2 protein-coding genes are annotated in these 526 nt (G+C 39.0%); both read right to left on the bottom strand.

Features of this window, described 5'->3' with window-relative positions; all coding sequences use genetic code 11:
* Positions 1-61: 61 nt before the first annotated feature.
* A complete protein-coding gene (rpmG, locus tag SORDD16_RS03940; RefSeq protein WP_001809104.1) occupies positions 62-211 on the bottom strand; it encodes a 50S ribosomal protein L33 in 150 nt (49 codons plus the stop codon).
* On the bottom strand, positions 211-526 hold a 316-nt coding region (locus SORDD16_RS11670), incomplete at its 5' end, for an MFS transporter (RefSeq protein ID WP_241733970.1). The genes SORDD16_RS11670 and rpmG, both read right to left, overlap by 1 nt.

Genomic DNA, 526 nt, shown 5'->3' with positions numbered 1-526 from the left:
TGGTTAATAATAGGTTGTACATATCAAACTCCTTAAAATCCCTATTATTTTACCATAAATTCTACTTAGATTCAAGATGTAGGGTTACTTTTCTTTCCTTGGGACAATACTTTAAAACCTCAATCTTGTCTGGATGGGTTTTGGAGTTCTTACTAGTTAGATAATTGATGCTACCACAAGAGGAGCACTTGAGATTGATTTTTACTCGCACTAGATTTCCTTTACTTTTAATAATGATCTAAATTGCACTAAGTTACATAAACAACTGAAAGCTACACAGGCTGCTGTAGCATAAAAGACAGCATGGTAGCCCAAATATCCTGCAACTGCAGATCCCGCCATAGGTCCAATCACTCCACCGAGGTAAAAAAAGACTTGGTTAAAGGCGAAAATCCTTGAAATACCTGATTTTGGAGTCATTTTGCTAAGAAGAGCATTGACACCTGGTATGAGAGCGCCCGTTCCCAAACCAAAGAGAAAACGATACAAGCCAAGTTGAAGGGGGCTGGTTGCATGGGCACAAAGC

The sequence above is a fragment of the Streptococcus oralis genome (assembly GCF_001578945.1).
GTDB classification, from domain to species: Bacteria; Bacillota; Bacilli; order Lactobacillales; family Streptococcaceae; genus Streptococcus; species Streptococcus oralis_Q.
This window is presented reverse-complemented; position numbering and strand designations above follow the sequence as displayed.